Here is a 17,518-nt window from a genome sequence, read left to right as displayed (position 1 = left end):
GAACCAATCGAGTGCATGCCAAAGCCATTGATAACTTGTCGTGATATTGACTTGGTGCACCCTTCCCTTTTTTGAGTGCAATGTCAATATCCGATCACGATCACTTGTATGATTATTGAAATGACCCATTCCGGATCATTCGTCACGCTTTTGAATTATTGTACTACAAATAAGCAAACTGATAGTTAGTATTGCCTCAAGACATTAAATAACGATCAAAAGGTCTAAAGATGGAACTCAATACCCTTATTGTAGGCATCTACTTTCTATTCTTAATTGCAATAGGTTGGATGTTCAGAACGTTTACCAATACGACTAGTGACTATTTCCGAGGCGGCGGCAACATGCTTTGGTGGATGGTTGGTGCAACGGCCTTCATGACGCAGTTCTCTGCATGGACGTTTACTGGTGCTGCTGGTAAAGCTTATAACGATGGTTTCGCGGTTGCGGTTATCTTCCTAGCAAACGCATTCGGTTACTTCATGAACTTTGCTTATTTCGCACCAAAGTTCCGCCAGCTACGTGTAGTGACGGTAATTGAAGCGATTCGTATGCGTTTCGGCACCACGAACGAACAAGTCTTTACTTGGTCTTCAATGCCAAACAGTGTGGTATCTGCTGGTGTTTGGTTGAATGCACTGGCGATCATCGCCTCTGGTATTTTCGGCTTTGATATGACAGCAACCATCTGGATTACCGGTTTGGTGGTACTGATGATGTCAGTGACGGGTGGCTCTTGGGCGGTTATCGCGTCTGACTTCATGCAGATGGTCATCATCATGGCGGTAACGGTAACTTGTGCAGTTGTTGCGATCGTTCAAGGCGGCGGCATTACTGAAGTCATCAATAACTTCCCTGTCGCAGAAGGCGGCTCTTTCGTCTCTGGTAACAACCTGAACTACCTAAGCATCTTTAGCATTTGGGCGTTCTTCATCTTTGTTAAGCAGTTCTCTATTACCAACAACATGTTGAACTCTTACCGCTACCTCGCAGCAAAAGACTCGAAAAACGCGAAGAAAGCAGCATTGCTAGCGTGTGTTCTAATGCTAGGCGGTGTATTCATTTGGTTCATGCCTTCTTGGTACATTGCGGGTCAAGGCGTAGACCTATCAGCCGCTTACCCAGATGCAGGTAGCAAAGCAGGCGACTTCGCTTACCTTTACTTCGTACAAGAATACATGCCAGCAGGTATGGTTGGCCTTCTCGTAGCAGCAATGTTTGCCGCGACCATGTCTTCAATGGATTCAGGTCTAAACCGCAACTCTGGTATCTTCGTTAAGAACTTCTACGAACCAGTAGTTCGCCGTGGCCAAGCATCAGAGAAAGAGCTAGTAACGGTATCGAAAATTACGTCAACGGTATTTGGTATTGCCATCATCCTGGTTGCGCAGTTCATCAACTCACTAAAAGGTCTGAGCCTGTTCGACACCATGATGTACGTAGGTGCCTTGATCGGCTTCCCAATGACAATCCCTGCATTCCTTGGCTTCTTTATTAAGAAGACGCCTGACTGGGCTGGTTGGGGCACGCTGATTGTCGGTGGTCTTGTCTCTTACATTGTTGGTTTCGTTATCACTGCTGACATGGTTTCTTCAGCATTCGGTCTTGAGCAGCTTACTGGTCGTGAATGGTCAGACGTTAAAGTCGCGATTGGTCTAGTTGGCCACATTACGCTAACAGGTGGCTTCTTTGTTCTATCAACGCTGTTCTACAAGCCTCTAAGTGAGAAACGTCAGGCAGACGTAGATAAGTTCTTCGACAACCTATCAACACCACTTGTTGCTGAATCTGCAGAACAGAAAGTTCTTGATAACAAGCAACGTCAAATGCTTGGCAAACTCATCGCAGTCGCTGGTGTAGGCGTAATGCTGATGGCGCTACTGCCAAACCCAATGTGGGGACGCTTAGTCTTCATCTTGTGTGGTGCCATTGTTGGTGGCGTTGGTCTGCTACTTGTTAAAGCAGTCGACGACAACGGTACTCAAACCCAACAAGCGGTAACCGAAAGCTAAATCTGCCTTATGAAGCGGTTGTACTCAGCCGCTTCATTCTTCCCTTATCACTCAGGTCTATTTGTTTACTTTTTTGTTAAGTCCGTTGCGGTTGAGACATTAAATAACCAGCGAATTTAACAAAGAAATAATCATACAAAATAAGCAAAATGTATAACCAAAGTTTCTTGTTGAAACGATAAGCGAATGTAATTAACGGGATTCCATACTGACAAAACTCATCATAAGTTATTGAATAATCGATTTTAAGTTCACAACAATCAGTTCTTGCAGATAGAAACAGAAGAATGTAATGGGTCAATCCGATTTCCAGTATTAATCACTTCATCACACAATTGAATTATTGTAGTACAAATAAATAATCGAACGGATAATATATCTGGCAGAAATCAATGACTATGAGAAGGTCGAAAAATGGAACTCAATACCCTGATTGTTGGCATCTATTTCCTATTCCTCATTGCGATAGGCTGGATGTTTAGAACATTTACAAGCACCACCAGTGACTACTTCCGCGGGGGCGGCAACATGCTGTGGTGGATGGTAGGCGCAACGGCGTTTATGACCCAGTTCAGTGCTTGGACATTTACTGGTGCGGCCGGTAAAGCGTACACCGATGGCTTCGCTGTAGCGACTATCTTCTTAGCGAATGCGTTCGGTTACTTGATGAACTACCTGTACTTCGCACCGAAATTCCGCCAGCTGCGCGTTATCACGCCGATTGATGCGATTCGCATGCGCTTTGGTCGCTTTAACGAGCAAGTGTTCACTTGGTCTGGCATGCCAAGCAGCGTGATTTCTGCGGGTATCTGGTTGAATGGTTTGGCGATCATCGCATCGGGCATTTTCGGCTTCGATATGACAACCACCATTTGGATCACGGGTTTAGTGGTACTGATGATGTCCGTAACGGGCGGCTCTTGGGCGGTTATCGCATCTGACTTTATGCAGATGGTCATCATCATGGCAGTAACAGTGACGTGTGCTGTGGTTGCGGTAGTAAAAGGCGGCGGTATCACAGAAATCATTGCGAACTTCCCTGTTCAAGAAAACGGGTCTTTTGTAACGGGTAACAACCTGAACTACCTCAGTATTTTTGGTATCTGGGCAGTGTTCATTTTCTTAAAGCAGTTCTCTATCAACAACAACATGTTGAACTGTCACCGTTACCTAGCGGCAAAAGACTCTAAAAATGCGAAGAAAGCTGCATTGCTTGCGTGTGTACTAATGACAGTGGGCGTATTTATTTGGTTTACCCCTTCTTGGTTCATTGCAAGCCAAGGTGTTGACCTATCGGCGCACTACCCAGATGCAGGTTCAAAAGCAGGTGATTTTGCTTACTTGTACTTTGTTGAGAAATACATGCCAGCGGGCATGGTTGGTCTGCTGATTTCAGCGATGTTTGCAGCGACGATGTCGTCAATGGACTCAGGTTTGAACCGTAACTCAGGCATCTTCGTGATGAACTTCTACTTGCCGATTCTGCGCCCGAACGCGACAGAAAAAGAGCTGATGATCGTATCGAAAATCACCTCTACCTTCTTCGGCATCGCGATCATCTTGATTGCTCTGTTCATCAACTCGCTAAAAGGTCTGAGCCTGTTCGACACCATGATGTACGTTGGCGCGTTGATTGGTTTCCCAATGACGATTCCTGCGTTCTGTGGCTTCTTCATCAAGAGAACACCGGACTGGGCTGGCTGGGGCACATTGGTGGTAGGTGGCATCGTGTCTTACACGGTTGGTTTTGTCATCACACCGGAAATGATTCAAAACTGGTTTGATCTTCAGCCTCTAACAGGCCGTGAATGGTCAGATCTAAAAGTTGCGGTTGGTTTGATTGGTCACTTGGTGTTTACCGCAGGCTTCTTTGCTCTGTCGACACTGTTCTACAAACCGCTTGAAGAGAAACGCCAACAAGACGTTGACCGCTTCTTCAATAACTTAGCAACACCGTTGGTTTCTGACTCAACGGAACAGAAAAAACTGGATAACAAACAACGCCAAATGTTGGGTTCGTTGATTGCCGTGTCTGGTGTGGGTGTGATGGCGATGTTCTTACTGCCTAACCCATTCTGGGGACGCATGATTTTCGTGTTCTGTGGTGTGATTGTTCTTGGCGTCGGCGTGGCGCTGATGAGAGCAGTCGATGGCAACGCAGAGCGCGCTTCTGAGGGGGCTCCGATAACGGAGAACTCATAACGAGAAACAAGCGGTTGAGTATTCAACCGCTTTTTGTGCTTCTACAAAGAGATACATTATGAAAAAAACAATGCTTGCTGGCGTGGTTGCCGCGTCCATTTCTGCCCTGACCCTAGTAGGTTGTAACACTTCACCTTCTCAAACGACGGAAGCTGCGGGTCCCGCTGTTGTTGAAACCGCAGTGAATGACATCACTCGCGATTACTTGCTTGCTACGGATCGCTTAAACACAGTGGATGGCAGCGCACTTGAAGCGCAATCAGCAGACGCTGTACAAGCATTGAAACAACAGATGGAGAATGCCGAAGACGGTACAACAATTACGATTCCTGCGGGTAAATACGCGGATCTTGATATCGTCTCGGTAAAAGCCAACGACATTACCATCAAGGCGGAGCAACCTGGCAGCGTTTGGCTAACGGGTTTGGCTCAGCTTCGTCTTGAAGGTAACAACATCACTGTCGACGGTTTGGTGTTTACCGAAGGCGGCCCTGCTGAACGTTTCGGCGGCGTGCGTATGATGGGTAACAACAACACTTTGCAAAACTCTACGTTCTACTACTTCAACCACGCTTACGAATACCAACCGGACGAACGTCGCTCTGAATACCCGAAATACTTGTGGGTTTCACTTTGGGGTAAAGATGGCAAGGTGATCAATAACCGTTTTGAAGGTAAGCAAAAGCGCGGCACCTTAATTGGCGTACAAAAAGACGACACACCAGATAACCACCTTATTGCTAACAACATTTTCTTGGACCAAAAACCAAACCAGTTCAATGAATTCGATATCAAAGAAGCGATTCGCTACAACGGCAACAGCTGGGAAGCGATTCGAATTGGTGACTCTAAATCTTCTCAATGGGCATCAAACTCTAAGTTCACCAACAACCTGATGATCGATATGGATGGTGAGCGCGAGCTGATTTCGATTAAGTCAGGCGGCAATGAAATCTCTGGCAATACTATCTTTGAAAGTGCCTCTCTGATTTCTCTTCGTCACGGTAAAGCGAACGTGGTGAAAGACAACGTGATTCTAGGTAACGAAAAACTGCTGACTGGCGGTATGCGTATTTACGATGAAGACCACGTGATTGAGAACAACTACATCACTGGCACGCGCGGCCGTGATGGCAAAATTGAAGGTAATGCGGATCTGCGCGGCGGCATCGTGATCAATACCGGCATCATTGATGTCGCAAACGGCGAAAAGCTCGACCAAGCAGTGAAAGGCAAAGAGCTCAACAAACAATGGACACCAAAGAACATCACCATTCGTAACAACACCCTTGTAGATACGGAATGGGGCATTGTCTACGGTAACCAAACGCACCGTGTTAGCCTGTTCAACAACAGTGAAGTGAAGAACATTTTCGCTGGCGTGGATGTTCACTTCGATAGCAACGTGGTTGATAACCACCAGCAAGAGCAATTCGTCAGCGTACGCGCGACAGAAGAGTTGCCGCTGGTGAATCCTACCTACAACAACGAAGTTTACGTCGGCACGGTGACGAACGCAGAACAAATCGCTTCTTACTCGGTAGAACTACCAAAAAGCGAACAAATGAAAGGCTTTACTCAATACCAAGGCGTTGGTGCAGATACGAGCAAGCTGTCTGTCGTAACGGCGGAAACAGCAGGGCCTGATTACCTCCTTTCAAACGCTCAAAAGTAATTATGCTTTAGAGTTTGCTTCCAGTCTGGTGATCCAAGCCAGACTGGTTTTCCTCTCCTTTCACCAGTAACCCCACAATAACTGAAGAAAATTTCACCACCCTACTGTCTCCCAAGATTGAGTTGTGGTTTAATTGTATGACAATTATAAAACTCTTTTCTTTTGTTGCGGATACACTCATGGATGCTGTTTTACATCAGTTGCAATTCTCGTTGTCGATCACTGGCCCCATCTGCTTAATGCTGGTATTGGGCGTAATCTTCAAACGCATAGGGCTTATCAACGACAACTTTATCGAAGTCGGGTCTAAACTGGTGTTTCAGGTCACGCTGCCTGCGATGTTGTTCTTGAGTATCGTCGTCTCCGAGCATGATTTCTCTGCGGCTAGCGGCTTCGTCAATTACGGCATTGTTGCCAGCATCGCGTTTTTCATCTTCACTTTTATCTCTGTCAAACTGTTCTTCAAATCTTCACCCGACCAAGGCGTTTTAATCCAAGGTGGCTTTCGTGCCAATACGGGCATCATCGGCATTGCGTATGTGGCGAATGCTTACGGTTCACAAGGTGTCGCTCTAGCCGCGCTTTATGTTGCGGTGACCACCTTTATCTATAACGTGCAAGCGGTGATTTGTTTGTCTCCAAAAGGGGCAACGTCTGGATCTCAAGCCGCCAAAATGATGGTGAGAACCTTAACGCGCAACCCTCTGATCATCGCGATTGTCTCTGGCATGGTGTTCTACCTTCTGTCGATTCCGGTTCCGGATGTGGCGATTGATGCCGGTAACTATCTATCCAAGATGACGCTTCCCCTCGCCCTTTTGTGTACTGGTGGCTCACTCGATTTAAGTTTGATGAAGAAAGAGAAAGGACCGTCTTGGTTCGCCAGTAGCTACAAACTGATCGTCGCCCCTATCGTGATTACCACAGGTGCGTATTTAGTCGGCTTTAGAGGGATTGAGCTTGGCATTCTGTTCTTTATGAACGCCTCTCCTGTGGCGGCAGCAAGTTATGTTATGGCACGTTCGATGGGAGGCAACTCCGTCTTAGCAGCGAACATCATTGCTTTGACGACTGTGCTCTCTACAATCACTTGCACATTGGGTATCGTCATCCTTAAGAGTTACAGTCTCATTTAATCGAAACATATACCCAAGTGGGAGATATCGGCATACGCTTCCCTTTAATTAACCGATATAATGCGCTAAAAAATAAGGATTTCTAGAATGAAGCTCATCGCATTATGTTTAGGTGCGTGTTTAAGTGTTGTTAGCCTTGCCGCGAATGCCTCTTCAACGACATATGTTCGCTATCAACACCTCGGAAAAATCGGATACGGTAAGCTCGTTGAAGACTCAATTTATCCTCTTAAGGGGGATATTTTCTCTGACTCATCCCTTTCATCCCGAAAAATGTCTGTCCGTGATGTAAACCTGTTACTTCCAACTAAGCCTGAAAAAGTATTCGTTGTTCAAGCCCAAAAACAGCTTGGTGAAACACAAGCAAACGATTATCAATTTTCGTTTAAACTCCCCTCAGCCTTAATATCGAAAGGTGTTCCTATTCAAATACCAACCGATGCGAAGAACATAGAGTATTCCAGCTCCTTAGTCGTCGTGATAGGAAAGCAAAGTAAGAATATCGATACCAAGCAAGCGTCAGCCGCCATATTTGGACTCACCGTTGGGGGCGATCTTACGGAACCAAACTGGCTGCAGCATGATGCCCATTCGTTAAGAGCCAAAAGTGCCGACGGTTTTGCCCCAATTGCGAATGAGATCGTTCGCGGACTCGATTTCACCCGGATTCATGTTTCTTCGAAAATCAACGGTAAAGCAATTAACGATGATGCCTTGGCAGAAATGACCTATTCTCCAGCAGAAGTTGTGAGTGAACTCAGCCAGTATTTTACACTCAAACCAGGCGATTTAATTTACATCGACTTACCAACTCACACTGTTGAAGTGAAAGATAACGATGTCGTTTCTGTTTCACTCAACGGCATCGTTAAAGTTGAAAACAAAATTATGTTTTAACCGATACAAAAAAGCCGAACAGCAATAACAGTTCGGCTTTTTATTTCGCGCGACATGAATCCTCTTACTGATTCGGCAATCCGTTGAGAAACTCTTGGAAGCTCGGTGCTTGTACGCGACTCAGTACCTTTCTCATGTCTTCAATTAGGCTATCGTCAGACCAATCAACACGAATATCAATCGGTGCTTGCGTGTAGCTTTCAATACGAAGCGAAGCCGAATACGTACCGCGCTTATCGCCGCCTGCTTCCAACGCGGCTTCTAGTGCAGTTATGAGCACTTCCGCTAACCTTGCTTCGTAGTTCTCATGATATTGAGGTTTGTCCCCTGCTCTCACTTGCTCAGCATTCAGCATTGTTTGAGCCATAAATGAATCCGCAAAAGCTTCAATAACCGCGTCACTTTCTAGCATGTTGCCAGCAACGGCGAGATCTTGAAAAGCAAGAGAACCCACGTGCGCGATGTTCTCTTCACCATTGATAAACGCCGCGTGGCCATGTTTATCCATTACCATGCATTGGCGCTTAGCAAATTCAGCATCGCCCTCTTTCAAACGCTCAACCACATCATGGCAACAAAGCCCTTGGGATAACCATCGCTTAGCGTTGTCGGCATACCAAGGATTAGTAAACAAGCCTTGGGTGGCACACGCGCCAATCGCACGCCAACTGTGGTTTACGTAGCCACCGACGGCAACGCCGCCAGTCGCTGTAATGGAAGCCGATAACCCTGTTTCTGGGTTAACGTGTATAAGTGAAATCGTCATAGATTCTCAGTATAAAAGACGTTAGTAACCAACCATTTGTCCAACAAACAGGGCTACCCAACATAGAACATAAACGAACGCCATGAATGGCATGATGGCTTTGAGCCACTGCTCGTAAGACACGCGACCAAGCGCCAACATCGCTAGCGTACCACCAGAAGTCGGTACGATAAGGTTGGTCAGACCGTCACCCACTTGGAATGCGGTGATCATCAGCTGGCGGCTCATGCCAGTAAGGTCAGCCACAGGAATTAGGATCGGCATGGTCACCATTGCCTGACCAGAACCCGATGGTACGAATAGGTTGATCACACCTTGCACCACACTCGCAACAATCGCAGAGATAGCAATCGGCATATCTTGAATAAGTGAGCTTAGCGCGTTAACGATGGTGTCGATGATTTGTGCTTGGTCGAGAATGATTTGAATCGATGCCGCAACACCAATCACCAATGCACCTGCAGTTACGCCCGATGCACCTTCCATCATCTGCTTCACAATGCCATTGGCGCTTAAGCCGTTGACTGCGCCGATCACAATCGCCATCAATAAGAACAAGCCCGCGATCTCGTTGATGTACCAACCGTTAGCAAATACGCCGTAGAGCATCACTCCTAGGCCTGCTAGGAATACGCCCAGCGTCAGTTTGTCTTTCTTCTCTAGGTGGTATTCTGAAAGATCTTTACTTAAGCCCTCTGCTGAATCTGGCTCTTTAAACTCCATCTTCGCTACACGAGTACAGATGTAGTAAGACAGTAATGCAAGAGAGGAAATCACCATCGCAGCACGCAGCCAAGCGCCCGAGAAAGTAGGCAGTTCAGCAATACCTTGAGCAACACCTACGGTATAAGGGTTGATTGGTGACAGTGCAAAGCCTACACCGATACCACCCACTGCCATTACCGTACCGACAAGGCTGGAGTAACCAACCGCAGCAGAAATCAGAACCGCAACCGGAACAAGTGCGATGTTGTTCTCAAAGCCTACCGCCACGCCAAAGAAACCGTAGATAAAGGTGCCGATGGTGATGATCAAATTACGGTTCTTCACACCCGCTTTGTTTACCGCCACACCAATTGCGTTCTCTAATGCTCCGGTACGTTGCAAGATGTGGAACAAGCCACCAGCAATAAATACGATGAACAAGTAAGGCGCCGCACTGATCAAACCTTTCGGAATCGCGACAAAAATATCAAAGAAATGCACCGCAGGCACATCACTCAGATAAGCAAATGAGTTAGGCACAACGGTAGTACGACCGTCCACCACAACACGTGAGAACTCCCCGGCAGGCACAACAAAAGTCAGTAGATACGTTGCCACCAAAATCATAAAGATCAGGACCATTGGGTCCGGCATACTTTTGTACCAAGCCTTCTTCTCTGTTGTCTCCATCTTTTTTGTCATATCCATAACAAAATCTCTCCTTAGTATAGGAATGAAAACCCATTGGTATGAGCCTTCACGTTCACAAGCTAAAACCAAGTCTTGGTTTTGAAAGTAAAAAAGAGGATGAATCCCCACCCTCTCTTGTGTTATTTCGCTTTTATTGGTGTTTCATCAGCATGCAGAAATGGTTCAGAACCTCGACTGCTGCTACTAGATCTTGTTGCAAAATCGCTTCATCAGAATGATGGCTAACCCCATCCGTACAACGCATAAATAGCATCGCAATGTCCGTTAATTCACATACCGCAAGACCATCATGCCCTGCACCACTAAATAGATGCTTAGCTTCAATATTGGATAGCGAGATCGCCTGAGTCAGTGCCGAGGAAAGCGAATCAGAGCAAGTGACCGCCGCTTGCTCGTAAGTTTGCTCGTGGCGATACGCTAGGTTGTACTGCGTCATTAAGGTTTCGATGTTTGCCAACATTTCTTGTCGTGCGGCAATACGAGAAGCATCATTTGGCGAGCGCAGTTCAATAGTGATGTCCGTTTGCTGAGGAATCACATTCACACCGTTCGGGAAGTTGGCAATTTTGCCCACCACACCCACAAGGTCGTCTTCACGCTTACACAGTTGGTCAAACATATGGATGACCTGCGCAGCCCCAACTAGCGCATCTTGGCGCATGTTCATTGGCACGGTACCCGCGTGACCAGCTTTACCTAAAACCGACAAAGTATGGCGCTCGATACCGGTGATGGCCGTAACCACACCCACAGGCAAATTCGCTTGCTCAAGTTGCGGGCCTTGCTCAATGTGGAGTTCCACAAAGCCCAACACCTTATTTTTGTCGTAAGCATCTTGCGCAATAAGTTCTGGATGGCAACCGAATGAAGTCAGAGCTTCACGCATCGTAATACCGTAAGCGTCGCGTGCCTCCAAAACGCTCGGGTCAAACGTTCCGGCAATGGCTTTTGAACCAAGTAATGTCGATTGGAATCGCGTGCCTTCTTCATCACTGAAGGCAATCACATCGATATGGAAAGGAAATTCAAATTTATGCTGATGGAAATAATGAACCAAAGCGATAGGTAGGATGACACCTAAAATACCATCGTATTTGCCACCATTTGGCACGGTATCTTGATGAGAACCAAAGATCAGCGTCTGCGCATTTGGGCTCGGGCTGTGATAACGACCAATAAGGTTAGCCGCGTTATCCATGCGCACTTCCATGCCAGACAACAACATCCACTCGCGTAGCTTTTCATTTGCTTTTGCGTGCTCTTCACTGGCACACAAACGCGTCACGCCTTCGCTATCTGGGTCATTGGTTTGGCTGCATTGAGCAATATCTTCCAACCATTCCCACGCTAGACTGGCCGTTTCTACAAATTTTTCCATCTTGAATCGCTCTATTTCTAACCATGTTCATTTTTAATTTATCATGATAAATATCAAATGAAAGACATTTATCATGATAAATAGACTTTTTTGTGAGTACGATTCGATCGATAATCGGATGGTTTCATAACTAAAACCGTGTTCGTTTTTCAGAAAATGAAAGGCAGAAAACAGGTGACATCCTTTGAATTTCCTTCAAAATTCAATAGATACCGCGAGATAACCCAGCGAGGAAAATGTGGCAAGCAGCGCGAAAGGACGTAGAACTCAACAACTGGCCGAGTCGATCAAAACTTGGATCGTCGATCAAGCTTTGCAGCCCGGCGATCGTCTGCCGAGTGAAATCGAAGTCATGGAAATCTTTGATGCTTCCAAAAGCACGGTGCGAGAAAGCATGCGAATCCTTGAGGCGCAAGGTATTCTCTCGACCAAGACAGGGCCAAAAGGCGGTGTGTTTGTTAGCGAAATGAGTGAGAACAAAGCTCAGGCACTGCTAAGCAACTACCTGTTCTTCAAAGACGTTTCGATTTCTGATCTGTACCAAATCCGCTTGTCACTTGAACCAGAGATCGCGGCATCATTGGCGGGCACATTGACCGATGAGCAACTTGCTCGTCTCGATCAGCAAATCGATAAGTACCAAACGCCACCAGAAGACGTGTATCAAGAGCGCGAGCACCACATTGCATCGATTGAGTTTCACAGCCTCTTGGCCAGTTACTCTGGCAATGAGCTGCTGAAGTTTGTGGTTCGCTTTACTGCACAGATGCTTACCGAGCTAACGATTTATCGCAAACTGTATGAACCGGGAAACCACAAACTGTGGCAAACGGGCGTGCAAAGCCAACGTGCACTGGTGGAGGCATTGCGTAAAGGTGACACTTCAAAAGCCAAACAAGTGATGGAACAACACATGCTGACCGCGCATCAATTGATGAAAAAGCAAGAAGCTGAAGTGGCGAACCGTTTTCTCACAGAAAGCTAATTGGTTCGCCATCGTTTGAAACGCAGAATTAAGCGTGATTGGCTAAGGTCATTTTACGGACCAAACGGAAGAATTCGTCGGATTCCTCTTCCGTCAAACAAGAGAAGAAATCTTGCTTGAGGTTGGTCATGATGCGGTGCACTTTGCGTACCGCTTCTACGCCTTCTTTGGTGAGTGTCAGAATCTTTAATCTCTGATTGGTTTCGCTCTTTGAAACTTTAACAAAACCTCGTTTCTCTAAGTTATCCACCATGCGTTTTGCGACGCTTCGTTCTGTCAGAACCGCATCCGCCAACTCTTGCTGGCTCATCGGTTGAAACTCTTCTAACGCCGCCAAGGCACTCGCCATTTCCAACGTCATTAAGTCCTGACGCGATAGCTCTGCTTGAGCACGATTGCGGAAGGTTCGGTTCATCACGCTGCACACAAACATCGGGCTTTGATCCAACACGGATATCGGAGAAATCTTCTGATCTTTCATACTTGCCTATTCTACTTTCGGCTTTGTTTTCATTTGGATAGTCTGGTGTTTGCCTCAAACCCAAACTATCCAATTGAATCCAAAAATAAAGGACGCCGAAGCGCCCTTTTCTTGTACTTATTAGCAATAGTATAACTTAGTCTTTAGCGCTAAGTCCTACTCTTGGCTTGCCGTTGGCTGTGAAGTAGATTCCACTTGCTCTTTTTGTGCTTCTTTTCTTGCGCGGCGGTCGAACAAACGCTCAACCACAACGAAGAACACAGGCACGAAGAAGATACCAAGCAAGGTCGCACTTACCATACCGCCAAGTACGCCCGTACCTACCGCGTTCTGACCTGCAGAGCCTACACCCGCACTGATCGCTAGTGGCACTACACCCAGACCAAACGCAAGCGAGGTCATTATGATAGGACGAAGACGAACACGTACCGCGTGCAGCGTTGCTTCAATCAAGCCCGCGCCTTTCTCGTAGTATTCTTTCGCAAATTCCACGATAAGGATCGCGTTCTTCGTTGCCAGACCAACAGTGGTCAACAAGCTTACTTGGAAGAATACGTCGTTATCCATACCGCGAGTCATGACCGCAAGTACCGCACCTAGTACACCTAGAGGTACAACAAGCACAACCGCGAATGGTACTGACCAGCTCTCATAAAGTGCTGCTAGTACAAGGAAGACAACCAGAATCGACAGCGCGTAAAGCATTGGCGCTTGGTTACCAGACAGACGTTCCTCGTAAGAGATACCGTTCCAGTTCACCGTAAAGCCAGGAGGCAGTTTTTCTACCATGGCTTCGATTTCTGCCATCGCTTCACCAGTACTTACGCCCGGAGCCGCACCACCTTGGATGTTCATCGCAGGTAGACCGTTAAAGCGTTGCAATAGCGGAGAACCGTAAGTCCACTCACCCGTTGCAAATGCCGAGAATGGCACCATCTCGCCTTGTGAGTTACGCACGTACCATGAGTCGAAGTCTTTCGGTTGCATACGGTGTTCTGCGTCACTCTGCACCATTACCTTCTTCACGCGTCCGCGATCGATGTAATCGTTGATGTATGCCCCCCCCCATGCCGAAGCTAGGATTTGGTTTACATCATTAATGCTCACATCCAGCGCACGCAATTTCACGTGGTCGATATGAACTTGGTACATCGGCGCATCTGCTTGACCATTTGGACGCACACCCACCAGTTTCGGGTTTTGTGCTGCCATACCTAGGATTTGGTATTGAGCCGCTACAAGCGCTTCATGACCGTTACCAGTTGAGTCTTGTAGGTAGAAGTCGAAACCAGTCGCGTTACCCAACTCTTGAATCGCTGGTGGCGCAAACGCAAACACCATTGCTTCTTTAATCGTTGAGAAGTAACCCATCGCACGACCTGTCAGCGAAGCCGCATCCGAACCCGGCGCTTCACGCTCTGACCAATCTTTCAGACCGATAAACGCCATGCCCATGTTCTGACCTTGACCCGCGAAGCTGAAGCCCGCTACCGAGAACACTGACGCGACGTTGTCTTTCTCTTCTTCTAGGAAGTAGTTACGGACTTTTTCTAGCGTCTTTTCTGTCTGCTCTTGAGTCGAGTTCGGTGGCAAGATTGCCATTGAGAACACAGTACCTTGGTCTTCGTCCGGTAGGAAAGACGTTGGTAGGTTCATGAACAACCAACCTGCGCCCGCACTCATTGCCGCGAATACCAACAGCATACGACCAGTGCGTTTTAGCATTTTCGCTACGCCCGCTTCGTAACCCGCCGTTGCCGCATCAAACTTACGGTTGAACCAGCCAAAGAAACCTTTCTTATCCGAAAATTCTGCGTCACCTTTTTTCAGCAAGCTCGCACAAAGTGCCGGAGTAAGAATGATCGCCACCAATACCGAGAGCGTCATTGCCGCTACGATGGTGATGGAGAACTGACGGTAGATCACACCGGTTGAGCCAGACATGAACGCCATCGGTACGAATACCGCAGACAACGTCAAACCAACGCCCACTAGTGCGCCAGTAATCTGCCCCATTGACTTCTTGGTTGCTTCTTTTGGATCGAGACCGTCCTCGTGCATTACACGTTCCACGTTCTCAACCACAACGATCGCATCGTCCACCAGTAAGCCGATTGCCAGAACCATCGCAAACATGGTTAAGGTGTTGACACTAAAGCCCGTCGCGTACAAGACGGCAAACGTACCTAGCAATACAACAGGTACCGCAATCGTTGGGATGATCGTTGCACGGAAGTTCTGCAAGAACAGATACATGATCAAGAATACCAACACGATTGCTTCAAGCAGTGTCTTGATTACTTCCTTGATCGACGCATCTACGAAAGGCGTTGTCTCAAACGGGTAAGCGATCTTCAAGCCGTCTGGGAAAGTCGCACTTAGCTGACCAAGACGTTCTTTTACTGCTTCTGCCGTTTCTAGCGCGTTCGCACCAGTACCTAGCGAGATACCAAGACCTGCCGCTGGGAAGCCGTTGTACTGACCTTTGATATCGTAGCTTTCTGCGCCGCGCTCAACACGCGCCACGTCTTTTAGGTAAACGTTCGAACCGTTCGCTTCTGATTTCAGAATGATGTTTCTGAATTCAGCCACACTGGTTAGACGACTTGCTGAAGAAATCGTCGCGTTAAGCAACTGACCAGACTGAGCAGGTGCAGCACCTAACTGACCAGAAGAAACCTGTGCATTCTGCTCACGAATCGCGTTCGCAACGTCGATTGCCGTTAGGTTGAACTGAGTCAGTTTGAATGGGTCTAGCCAAACACGCATTGCGTATTGAGAACCAAACGCTTGCACTTGACCTACACCCGTAACACGACTGATCGGATCTTGAATATTGGTTACAACAAAGTCGCCAATGTCGTTTTCTGTGAATTCAGGGTCTTCAGAGTAAACCGCCACAACCATCAAAAATGAGGTGTTGGATTTGTTTACGATGATACCTTGGCTTTGTACCTCCATCGGAAGTGACGTCATCGCCAATTGCAGTTTGTTCTGCACCTGAACTTGCGCGATATCTGGATCAGCTTCGCTGTCAAACGTCAGCGTAATGGTCGCGTTACCAAACGCATCACTGCTTGAGTTTAGGTAGCGTAGGTAGTCCAGACCCGTCATGTTTTGCTCGATAACCTGAGTCACTGAGTCTTCTACGGTTTTCGCAGAAGCACCAGGGTAACGGGCATTGATTGAGATCGTGGTCGGTGAAATCGTCGGGTATTGAGAAACCGGCAAGTTGAACAGGGACATTACGCCCGCCAACATGGTCAGAATCGCAAGAACCCAAGCAAATACCGGACGATCGATAAAGAATCGTGCCATGATTATGCCTGCTCACCTGATTGAATGGTCACTGGGTTACCCGGTTGGATCATCTGTAGGCCTGTTGTGATGACTTTATCACCCACTTTCAGACCGTCAGTGATGCGCCATTGATTACCAATAGACTCAGCCGTTGTTACCGGAGTGATTGTTACTTTGTTGTCTTCACCTACCGTCATTACTGAGGCTTTACCCGTTGCATCACGCGTTACTGTATTTTGCGGGATAAGAATAGCAACAGGGTCGACACCAACCGTTACCGTCGCACGCACGAACATACCCGGTAGCAACAAGCCATCTGGGTTCGCAAATTCTGCACGTAGCGTTACGCTTCCGGTACTTTCGTCTACGTTCACTTCAGTAAACTTCATTGCACCTTTGTGCGCGTATGTCGAACCATCTTCGAGCGTCAGCGTGACTTGAGCTGTCTCATCTTTTTGCAAGTGACCTTGTGACATCGCTGCTTTCAAACGGAGTAGTTGAGCAGAAGATTGCACGATATCAACATTGATTGGGTCTAACTGTTGGATAGTCGTCAGCGTCGCCGCTTGGTTTGCCGTTACCAGCGCACCCGCCGTTACGTTAGACTTGCTGATCACACCGCTAATTGGCGCCTTTACTTGTGCGTAAGACAAATTGATCTTCGCTGTGTTGATCTTCGCTTTCGCGACTAACACTTGCGCTTTCGCTTCTTTATAAGCCGCTTCTGCTTCGTCCAATGCTTGTTGGCTGATCGACTTTTTAGTGATCAATGCACGGTAACGACGCACTGTTGAGTACGTTGATTCTTCCGATGCTTGCGCACGGATCAGTTCCGCCTCTGCACTCAATAAATCAGCTTGGAAAGTAGAATCATCAATCTGGTATAGCGATTGACCCTTCTCTACCACGCCACCCTCAACAAAATTTCGCTCAGAAATAATACCCGTTACCTGTGGGCGAACTTCTGCTTCTTTAAATGCGCGGCTACGACCAGGCAATTCCACCGTTAGCGCTTGGCGAACCGGTTCAACTGTCATGACAGTCACTTCCGGTGTTGGCGCGGGACCACCTTGTGCTTGTCCATCTTGACTCTGTTCACATCCAGCCAAAAATAAGCTCGACGCAATCAGAAGTGATAGCGTGGTTCTACGTCTCATGAAACTTCTCTCTTCCTAAATAAAAACAGTGACCCAATAAAAAGTCAGCAAATATTATTCGGGATGATAATTACTCAATGTTGTACATACAACAAAATTTACCGCTCTTTACG

At 47.2% G+C, this 17,518-nt stretch carries 12 protein-coding genes; 6 read left to right on the top strand and 6 right to left on the bottom strand.

The features are described from left to right. Positions 1-230 precede the first annotated feature (230 nt). The 5 genes from L1076_RS11970 to L1076_RS11950 all read left to right on the top strand — a co-directional run bounded on the left by L1076_RS11970 (position 231) and on the right by L1076_RS11950 (position 7,922). On the top strand, positions 231-2,012 hold the full coding sequence (locus L1076_RS11970) for a transporter (protein WP_237303669.1): 1,782 nt from the start codon (positions 231-233) through the stop codon (positions 2,010-2,012). 414 nt (positions 2,013-2,426) lie between these two features. Beyond that, positions 2,427-4,214: a transporter gene (locus L1076_RS11965; protein ID WP_063344570.1), complete on the top strand. Its 1,788-nt coding sequence runs from the start codon at positions 2,427-2,429 to the stop codon at positions 4,212-4,214. 58 nt (positions 4,215-4,272) lie between these two features. Then, positions 4,273-5,889, top strand: a complete 1,617-nt coding sequence (locus L1076_RS11960) for a polysaccharide lyase 6 family protein (protein ID WP_237303668.1) — start codon at positions 4,273-4,275, stop codon at positions 5,887-5,889. A 179-nt stretch (positions 5,890-6,068) separates the two neighbouring features. Beyond that, positions 6,069-7,025 carry an AEC family transporter gene (locus tag L1076_RS11955; RefSeq protein ID WP_186174716.1) on the top strand — a complete coding sequence of 319 codons (957 nt, stop codon included), beginning with the start codon at positions 6,069-6,071 and terminating at the stop codon, positions 7,023-7,025. An 87-nt stretch (positions 7,026-7,112) separates the two neighbouring features. Beyond that, a complete protein-coding gene (locus L1076_RS11950) occupies positions 7,113-7,922 on the top strand; it encodes a fumarylacetoacetate hydrolase family protein (RefSeq protein ID WP_237303667.1) in 810 nt (269 codons plus the stop codon). Between the two features lie 64 nt (positions 7,923-7,986). Here the strand turns inward: L1076_RS11950 and L1076_RS11945 are convergent, their stop codons facing one another. The 3 genes from L1076_RS11945 to L1076_RS11935 form a co-directional block, all read right to left on the bottom strand. Next, complete coding sequence (locus L1076_RS11945; protein WP_237303666.1) at positions 7,987-8,688, bottom strand: DUF1028 domain-containing protein; 702 nt, start codon at positions 8,686-8,688, stop codon at positions 7,987-7,989. A gap of 21 nt (positions 8,689-8,709) precedes the next feature. Next, complete coding sequence (locus tag L1076_RS11940) at positions 8,710-10,101, bottom strand: TIGR00366 family protein (RefSeq protein ID WP_237303665.1); 1,392 nt, start codon at positions 10,099-10,101, stop codon at positions 8,710-8,712. 133 nt (positions 10,102-10,234) lie between these two features. Next, positions 10,235-11,482, bottom strand: coding sequence for a M20 family metallo-hydrolase (locus L1076_RS11935; protein ID WP_237303664.1), 1,248 nt, complete (start codon positions 11,480-11,482; stop codon positions 10,235-10,237). Positions 11,483-11,720: 238 nt separating this feature from the next. Here L1076_RS11935 and L1076_RS11930 point away from each other — a divergent pair, with 238 nt between their 5' ends. After that, positions 11,721-12,467, top strand: a complete 747-nt coding sequence (locus tag L1076_RS11930; protein WP_237303663.1) for an FCD domain-containing protein — start codon at positions 11,721-11,723, stop codon at positions 12,465-12,467. A gap of 28 nt (positions 12,468-12,495) precedes the next feature. Here L1076_RS11930 and L1076_RS11925 read toward each other — a convergent pair whose 3' ends face one another. The 3 genes from L1076_RS11925 to L1076_RS11915 form a co-directional block, all read right to left on the bottom strand. Beyond that, the gene (locus tag L1076_RS11925) at positions 12,496-12,948 is read right to left on the bottom strand and encodes a MarR family transcriptional regulator (RefSeq protein ID WP_005437051.1); all 453 of its coding nucleotides are present in this window, start codon (positions 12,946-12,948) and stop codon (positions 12,496-12,498) included. Between the two features lie 156 nt (positions 12,949-13,104). Continuing rightward, positions 13,105-16,266: an efflux RND transporter permease subunit gene (locus tag L1076_RS11920; RefSeq protein WP_061034948.1), complete on the bottom strand. Its 3,162-nt coding sequence runs from the start codon at positions 16,264-16,266 to the stop codon at positions 13,105-13,107. 2 nt (positions 16,267-16,268) lie between these two features. Further along, positions 16,269-17,405, bottom strand: a complete 1,137-nt coding sequence (locus L1076_RS11915; protein ID WP_039975123.1) for an efflux RND transporter periplasmic adaptor subunit — start codon at positions 17,403-17,405, stop codon at positions 16,269-16,271. Positions 17,406-17,518 lie beyond the last annotated feature (113 nt).

Source organism: Vibrio sp. MMG023, assembly GCF_021654215.1.
GTDB classification, from domain to species: domain Bacteria; phylum Pseudomonadota; class Gammaproteobacteria; order Enterobacterales; family Vibrionaceae; genus Vibrio; species Vibrio jasicida.
This window is presented reverse-complemented; position numbering and strand designations above follow the sequence as displayed.